Source organism: Microbacterium sp. (assembly GCF_035554235.1).
GTDB lineage: Bacteria > Actinomycetota > Actinomycetes > Actinomycetales > Microbacteriaceae > Microbacterium.
On sequence record NZ_DATMIO010000271.1, the window covers coordinates 1 to 8,000 of the forward strand.

The 8,000-nt window shown below is 66.8% G+C and carries 6 protein-coding genes and 1 pseudogene; 5 read left to right on the top strand and 2 right to left on the bottom strand.

Features of this window, described 5'->3' with window-relative positions; genetic code table 11:
- Nucleotides 1-411, top strand: a pseudogene (locus VNT50_RS13845) (glycine dehydrogenase (aminomethyl-transferring)); the annotation flags it as partial.
- 192 nt (nt 412-603) lie between these two features.
- Here VNT50_RS13845 and VNT50_RS13850 read toward each other — a convergent pair.
- Complete coding sequence (locus VNT50_RS13850; protein WP_325485696.1) at nt 604-1,482, bottom strand: CPBP family intramembrane glutamic endopeptidase; 879 nt, start codon at nt 1,480-1,482, stop codon at nt 604-606.
- A 163-nt stretch (nt 1,483-1,645) separates the two neighbouring features.
- On the opposite strand from VNT50_RS13850, the gene VNT50_RS13855 reads away from it, so the two are divergent.
- The 3 genes from VNT50_RS13855 to VNT50_RS13865 all read left to right on the top strand — a co-directional run bounded on the left by VNT50_RS13855 (nt 1,646) and on the right by VNT50_RS13865 (nt 6,290).
- On the top strand, nt 1,646-3,454 hold the full coding sequence (locus VNT50_RS13855) for an ABC transporter family substrate-binding protein (RefSeq protein ID WP_325485697.1): 1,809 nt from the start codon (nt 1,646-1,648) through the stop codon (nt 3,452-3,454).
- Nucleotides 3,455-3,615: 161 nt separating this feature from the next.
- Nucleotides 3,616-5,151 (top strand): ABC transporter permease, encoded by a 1,536-nt coding sequence (locus VNT50_RS13860; protein WP_325485698.1) that lies wholly within the window; start codon nt 3,616-3,618, stop codon nt 5,149-5,151.
- The gene (locus VNT50_RS13865; RefSeq protein ID WP_325485699.1) at nt 5,151-6,290 is read left to right on the top strand and encodes an ABC transporter permease; all 1,140 of its coding nucleotides are present in this window, start codon (nt 5,151-5,153) and stop codon (nt 6,288-6,290) included. Before VNT50_RS13860 ends, VNT50_RS13865 begins: the two co-directional genes overlap by 1 nt.
- Before the next feature lie 23 nt (nt 6,291-6,313).
- On the opposite strand, the gene VNT50_RS13870 is transcribed toward VNT50_RS13865, so the two are convergent.
- Nucleotides 6,314-6,922, bottom strand: a complete 609-nt coding sequence (locus tag VNT50_RS13870; protein ID WP_325485700.1) for a PH domain-containing protein — start codon at nt 6,920-6,922, stop codon at nt 6,314-6,316.
- Between the two features lie 38 nt (nt 6,923-6,960).
- Here VNT50_RS13870 and VNT50_RS13875 point away from each other — a divergent pair.
- Nucleotides 6,961-8,000 (top strand): ABC transporter ATP-binding protein (locus VNT50_RS13875; protein ID WP_325485701.1); only part of this gene is annotated, 1,040 nt, incomplete at its 3' end.

An 8,000-nucleotide genomic window follows, 5' to 3' on the forward strand; every position in this document is an offset into this window, starting at 1 on the left:
CAGACCGGGATCACGGTGGATGACGTCGCCAAGCGCCTCGTCGACTACGGCTTCCACGCCCCGACGATGTCGTTCCCGGTCGCGGGCACCCTCATGGTCGAGCCCACGGAATCCGAGGACCTCGCCGAGCTCGAGCGTTTCATCGAGGCGATGATCGCGATCAAGGCCGAGGCGCTGGCGGTCGCGGCGGGGGAGTGGCCGGCGGATGACAACCCGCTCGTGAACGCCCCGCACACCGCGGAGTCGGTGATCGCGGGCGAGTGGACGCACCCCTACTCGCGGGAAAGGGCCGTGTACCCCGTGCACGCGCTCGTGCGCAACAAGTACTGGGCGCCGGTGCGCCGCATCGACCAGGCGTACGGCGACCGCAACCTCGTGTGCGCGTGCCCCCCGGTCGAGGCGTTCGCGTAGCGGCGCGCCGCGTCGCTCCGGCCCCGCCTCGGCCCCCCCGCCTGCGCTCGCTCGACGCGAAGTGCGGGTCACCCGCGCCCCGCACCCGCACATTGCGGCCACTGAGCACCGGCGTTTCGCATCGAAGATGTGGATGTCGCGCGGGGCGCAGGCAGGCGGGGGCGGACCGAGGTCAGGCGCGCGGAGGGCGGGTCAGGCGGGCGGGAGCGGGGAGGGAGCGAGGGAGGGAGAGAGCGTCGGCGAGGGCGACGGGCCGACGGGCGGGGCGAAGACGCCGGGCCACAGCGCCGCGGCGAGCGGATAACCGACGAATGCCACCGTGTCGAGGAGTGCGTGCGCGAGCACGAGAGGCATGATCCGGCCCCAGCGGCGATAGCACCATCCGAAGACGATGCCCATCGCGATGTTGCCGGCGATCGCGCCGAAACCCTGGTACGCGTGATACGCCCCGCGCAGCAGCGCGGTCGACAGGATGATGGTCCACCACCCCCAGCCGAGCCGGCGCAGCCGATCGAACAGGTAGGCGATGAAGATCACCTCTTCGGTGAGCCCGGCCCGCACGGCGGCGAGCAGCAGGAGCGGGATCGTCCACCACGACGGATCGAGCGGGGACGCGCGCACGGAGACGGTCAGGTCGAGGGCGCGTCCCAGCGCATACAGTCCGAGACCCGGGATGCCGATCACGGCCGCCAGCAGCAGCGCCCTCAGGATGTCGTGCCCGAAGCCGCGGAAGTCCAGGCCGATCCGGCGCAGCGCGTTTCCGCCGGGCTCCCACAACAGGAAGATGACGAGGGCGACCGCCACGAGGCCGAACCCCCAGCCGAGCACCTGATAGGTGATGTCCCAGAAGGCCGCCGCGTCCTGCGACTGGTTGATCTGGGTCTCCTGATTCGCCAGCGACCCGCTCTCCAGCAGTGTGCGCACGAGCGAGAGCACCGCATAGAGCGCGGAACGGCCTACTGTGAGACTCAGTACCAGCGCGATCTCCCACCAGAGTCGTGTGCGAGATGCTCCGGATGCCGCGGCACCAGTGGAGAACCGCACATCTGCCGGGGGTTCTGGCGTGCTCATTTGGTCAGAATGTCACACTCTGGTCGCGTTGAGTTAAGGCTATGTAACGTTTTCATGGGATGTTTTGACCAAGTCTCACACCGCGCTTAGTGTTTCCGTATCCGCGCCCCGTGCGAACTCTGGTTCCGCGTGTGCGCACCACCCCTTGCACAGGAGGAAACACGTGTCTGACAAGACATGGCGCAAGCGCGCCCTTGTAGTCGCGGCGGGCGTCGGCGTATCTGCCGTCGTCCTGGCCGGCTGCACCAGCCCCGGAGGCACTGACGGCGGAGATTCGGCACCCGAGGTCGTCGATACCCAGATCATCCTCGCGGAGACCAACGAGGTCACGAGCTTCAACGCGGCCACGCCCCAGAGCAACCTCGACATCAACGGCAAGCTCTGGTACGCGACCCACGAGACCTTCGCGTACGTCAACGACAAGATGGAGGTCGTGCCGAACGAGTCCTTCGGCACGATGGAGAAGGTCTCCGACGAGCCGCTCACCATCAAGTACACGCTCACCGACAACGCGCAATGGTCGGACGGCACGCCGGTCACGACCGACGACCTGCTGCTCGGCTGGGCCTCCGGATCGGGCTACTTCGACGACGCGACGGTGGACGAGGAAGGCGCGGTCGTCAGCGGCACGCAGTACTTCACGATCGCCGGCTCGACCTCCGGCCTCGAGGACACCGAGGTGCCTGAGGTCAGCGAAGACAAGAAGTCGCTGACCCTTGTCTATGACACCCCGTTCGTCGACTGGAACCTGCAGTGGCTGCTGGATCAGGATGCCAACCCGGTGCCGTTCCACGTGCTCGCGGAGAAGACCGGCGTTACCGCCGAGCAGTTCACGGAGGCGCTCACCACCACTCCTCGCGGCAACCCCGAGGCCCCGGTCGAGCCGAACGCGACCATCAAGACGGTGGCGGACTTCTGGAACACCGGTTTCGATGTGACGTCGATGCCTGACGACGAGTCGCTGTACCTCTCGAACGGCCCGTTCATCGTCGACTCGTGGGAGCCCACGCAGTCGATGACGCTCAAGATCAACGAGAACTACAAGGGCGACCGCGATCCCGCGTACTCCACCCTCGTGTTCCGCTTCGTCGGTGACTCGCAGGCGCAGGTGACGGCCCTCCAGAACGGCGAGGTCGACATCATCAACCCGCAGGCCGGCGGCGACACGCTGCAGCTGCTCGAGAGCATCGACGGGATTCAGATCCTCACGGGCCCTCAGCTGTCATACGACCACGTGGACCTGTCCTTCCGTGGCGAGTGGGCCGACCCCACCGTGCGTGAGGCGTTCATGAAGATCATCCCGCGCCAGCAGATCGTCGACACCGTCGTGAAGCCGATCAACCCCGACGCCGAGGTGCTCAACTCCCAGACGTTCGTGACCTCGCAGACCGAGCCGTACGAGAAGACGATCAAGACGAACGGGTCTGACGCGTACGGCGATGTGGACATCGACGGCGCCAAGGAGCTGCTCGCCGGACGCACGCCGACCGCGCGCATCCTCTACAACATCAACAACCCCAACCGTGTCGCGGCGTTCGAGGCCATCCAGGCCACGGCCACCGAGGCCGGCTTCGTGGTCCAGGACATCGGCCGCGAGGACTGGAGCGCACAGCTCGAGAGCGACATCTACGACGTGTCGATCTTCGGGTGGATCTCGCCGGGTGTCGGCAACGAGGACATCCCGCAGATCTTCGCTTCCGACGGTGGATCGAACTTCACCGGCGTCAACATCCCTGAGGTCGACGAGCTCGCCGCCGACATCCAGACGATGACCGACGAGGCCGACGTCGAGGACGCGCGAATCAAGGTCGACCAGTTGCTGTTCGAGAACTACTACGGCCTGCCGATCTTCCAGAGCCCGGGTGTGGAGGCCCACACCGATCGCGTCTCCGGTGTGACCTTCATGGCCAACCAGACCGGACCGATCTGGAACTTCTGGGAGTGGACTGCGGAGGACGCTGCCGCTGGGTAACCAGCCGCTCGTCTGACGCGCGCACTCACTTGGGGCGTCGGGGTTCCACCCCGGCGCCCCAAGCGCGCTCGCTCCCGTCCAGATCAGCGAACGTCTCGCATCCGGTCACGCCGTGATGCAGACATCCGGCTGATACCTTTTGTCCATGAAGGGGCAACCCAGTGCTTAGTTTCGTCCTGCGGCGCATCGGGGTCTCGATACTCATCCTGATCGCGGCGTCGTTCATCATGTACACCCTGGTGTCCCTCGCCAAGGATCCGCTGACCGATCTCTACGCCTCCAACAGCCCCAACCGGGATGCGCTGATCGCCCAGCGCGTCGAGTGGCTGCACCTCGATCAGCCGATCCCCGTCCGCTGGCTCGGCTGGCTCGGGGGCGCGGCTCGCTGCGTGATCCCCTTCGGCGGCTGCGACCTCGGTGTGACGATCCAGAACCAGCCCGTCAACATCCTCCTCGGCCGCGCCATGTCGGCGACGCTGCAGCTCGTCACCGCGGCCACGATCCTCGCCATCGTCCTCGGCATCACGGTCGGCATCATCTCGGCCCTCCGCCAGTACAGCGCGGTCGACTACAGCTTCACGTTCGCGAGCTTCTTCCTCTACTCGCTTCCCTCATTCCTGATGGGCGTTCTGCTCAAGGTCTTCGTGGCACTGGGCTTCAACAACTGGCTGCGCGATCCCGTCTTCAGCTGGGGGGTGATCATCATCTTCTCGGTGATCGCCGGCATATTCTGGCAAGCCGTCATAGGAGGGACCAGGCAGCGTCGCCTCGTCGTCTTCGCGGCATCCCTGCTCGTCACCGGGCTGCTGATGTACGGGATGACGGTGACGGAGTGGTTCCTCGATCCGTCGCTCGGACCGATCCTCGCGCCTCTTCTGATCGCCGCGTTCGGCGCGGCGATGGTGCTGCTCATCGCCGGCGCGAAGGCCCGATATGCGTGGCGCACCGCGGGCGTGACGGTGATCGTGCTCGTCGTGGCCTACTTCGTGCTGCAGCCGTTCCTGCCCTCGTTCAACGGGTGGGGCGTCGCGATCCTGTTCTGCCTGGCAGGCGTGGTCGGAGGCGTCGCCGGCTACCTTCTCGGCGAGTTCGACAAGGGTCCGGCTGTGCGACTAGGCGTGCTGACGGGTGTGCTCGGCATGGGCGTCATCATCGTCGACCAGTACATGCGCAACTGGAACTCTTACATCACCAACCCGCGCATCAACGGCCGTCCGATCCCCACTGTGGGGTCGCAGACGCCGAACCTGCAGGGGGACTTCTGGATCCAGAGCACCGACACGCTCACGCACTTATTGCTGCCGACGATCAGCCTGATGCTGATCTCCTTCGCGGGCTACACGCGCTACGCCCGCGGCGGCATGCTCGAGACCCTCAACCAGGACTACATCCGCACCGCCCGGGCGAAGGGCCTCCCCGAGCGTACGGTCATCGTGCGCCACGCGTTCCGCAACTCGCTCATCCCGATCACGACCATCGTGGCGGCGGACGTGGGTGCCCTCATCGGCGGTGCCATCATCACCGAGCGCATCTTCTCGTTCAGCGGCATGGGCGCCCTGTTCAACAGCGGGCTCAACAACTCCGATCCGAATCCCGTGATGGCGTATTTCGTCGTGATCGCCATCTTCGCGATCACGTTCAACTTCCTCGCCGACCTCGCATACTCGGCACTCGACCCGAGAGTGAGGGTCAAGTAATGACGATCCCCATGGGCGCCAACTTCGAGGCCCCCTCCGAGCCGGCCGCCGATCCGACCACGGTCCTCACCGCCGATGACAAGGGATTGAGCCAGGGAAGGCTCATCTTCAAGCGGTTCCTCCAGCACAAGCCGGCGCTGGTGAGCATCGTGCTGTTCGTGCTGATCGTCGGGTTCGCGATTTCCGCGACCGGTGTCTTCGGCATCCCCGGCTGGTGGCAGTGGAACTACACGTCGCTGCTTCCGATCCAGGACGGCGGCAAGCCCACGCTCACTCTGTGGCCGTTCGCGCTGGGCGATCACCCGTTCGGTCAGAACAACGTCGGCAAGGACTACTTCGCGATGGTGATGCGGGGCCTGGTGAACTCGGCCTACATCATGTTCATCATCGGCGGCATCGCAACGTTCATCGGCGTCGTGGTCGGGGCGATCGCGGGCTACTACCGCGGCTGGGTGGACTCCGTGCTGATGCGGCTCACCGACATCGTGATCGTCATCCCGATCATCGTCGTCGGCGCCGTCGTCGGTTCGGCGGTCGGTGGGCTCGGCCCGCTCGTGCTCGCGATCTTCCTGGGCTTCTTCGCGTGGACCGGCATCGCCCGCCTCGTGCGGGCCGAGTTCCTCTCCCTCCGCGAACGCGAGTTCGTCGAGGCGGCACGCGTCGCGGGCGCGTCGGATCTGCGCATCATCTTCAAGCACATCCTCCCGAACGCGATGGGCGTCGTCATCGTGGCGGCGACGCTGCTGATCGCGGCGGCGATCATCCTCGAGACGTCGCTGTCGTTCCTCGGCTACGGCGTCCGCAGCCCGGAGGTCTCGCTCGGCCTGCTGATCAGCCAGAACGAAGCGGCCTTCCAGACGCGCCCGTGGCTGTTCTGGTGGCCGGCGGCGTTCATCGTCATCCTGTCGCTGCTCGTGAACTTCGTGGGGGACGGCCTGCGGGACGCATTCGATCCCCGCCAGAAGCGCATCCGATTCAGCAAGGTGAAGGATCTGCCCGACGACGCGGTCGTCGAGAACGGCACGACGGCGGATGTCCCCGAGGGCGTCGTCATGACGACGCGCGGCGAGGCCGTGAACGACGGCGTCTCCAGCGAAGAACCCGACGGACCGACGTCGGCGGGGGAGATCCGACGATGACCCGGGTCGTGCTCCCGCGGGCGTCAGCCCGTTGCGGCCAGCGCCCACAGGGTGGCCGTGAGCAGCAGAGCGCTCACCACGGCCACCGTCGTGTCCCAGCGTCGCGTCACCACGAGCTCGTCCGCGACGCCGACCGTGACGAGGCCGGCGTCGAGACGCCGCTGCCACGCGTCGCGAACGAGCATGGCCGCGTCGCCCGAGTCGCTGCCCAGCAGATCGCCGGTGCGGGGCGTGTTGCCCACGGCCTTGGCCTCGCGGTTGAGCGGTCGTCGGCTGATGATCTGCGAGGTCATCATGCCGGGGGCAGGCGCCGACCACACGGTGAAGCGCCGGCCGGGCGTCAGCAGGGTGAGGGCGTGTTTCGTATCGAGGTGGATGAGGGCTTCCCACGGGATGTCGACGCTGTGCGTGACATTCTGCACGTGCACTCCCGCCGCATCCACACCCACTCCGGGGCGCCAGAGCGCGGCCCACGCCAGGAACGCGGCCAGCCCCGCCGCCGGATAGACCCACACCAGGCTGGGCTCCGAGCCCCACAGCCCGAAGGCCGCTACGAGCCCCGCCCCCGCCCAGACGAGGATCGCCATGATCCGGTTGAAGCGGGAGTGCAGCATTCTGTTCGCGTGAGCCACGCCTCCATTCTCACCCCCCTCCACGTCAGGAATTCCCGATGAACCAGCTACGGACCCGTGAGTCCTTCGACGGCCACCTGCTCGAGGTCAGCGGGCTCTCGGTCGACTTCGCCGTCGACAACTACTGGGTCCCGGCCGCGAAGAACCTCGAGTACTTCGTCGACGGAGGCAAGGCCCTCGCGATCGTGGGGGAGTCGGGCTCGGGCAAGAGCGCGAGCTCGATGGCCATGCTCGACCTGCTGCCCTCGAACGCCCGCGTGCGGGGAAGCGTGAAGCTCGCCGGCCGGGAGATCCTGGGTCTCAACAAGGACGAGCTTCGTCGCGTGCGCGGAGGTGAGATCGCGGTGATCTTCCAGGAGCCGATGACGGCGTTGAACCCGGTCTACACCGTGGGATCCCAGATCATCGAGACGCTGCGCATCCACTTCGGCATCACCCCCAGCGCCGCGAAGACGCGGGCCCTCGAACTGCTCGACCTCGTCGAGCTTCCGGATCCGCTCAAGGCCTTCAACTCGTACCCGCACCAGCTCTCCGGCGGCCAGCGCCAGCGCGCCATGATCGCCCAGTCGCTGTCCTGCGATCCCAAACTGCTGATCGCTGACGAGCCCACCACTGCCCTGGACGTCACCGTGCAGGCGGAGATCCTGGACCTGATGAGGAACCTGCGCAACAAGCTGGACAGCGCCATCGTCCTGATCACCCACGACATGGGCGTCGTGGCGGACCTGGCCGACCGGATCGCCGTCATGCGCAAGGGCCTGATCGTCGAGACCGGCACCGCCGAGCAGATCTTCCACAACCCCCAGCACCCGTACACGCAGGCGCTGCTTGCGGCCGTGCCGCACCTCGGACAGGGCGGAACGGAAGCGGCTCCAGACGTGGACGTGACAGCAGCGCTGGCCGCGGCCACCCACGCACAGCTCGACTCCGTGGACCACGATGAACTGGTCCGCCGCGAGCGGGAAAACGCGGCGGCCCTGGCGGCCGCCGAATCCAGGGGACCCGTGGGTGAACCGGTCCTGGAGCTGACCGACGTCGCCATCGAGTACCCGAAGCAGGGCCGCGTGCCGGCCTTCCG

Bases quoted from the DNA above. Each gene is read 5' to 3' on its own strand.
- VNT50_RS13850 (WP_325485696.1), bottom strand. From the start codon at position 1,482: ATGAGCACGCCAGAACCCCCGGCAGATGTGCGGTTCTCCACTGGTGCC.
- VNT50_RS13865 (WP_325485699.1), top strand. From the start codon at position 5,151: ATGACGATCCCCATGGGCGCCAACTTCGAGGCCCCCTCCGAGCCGGCC.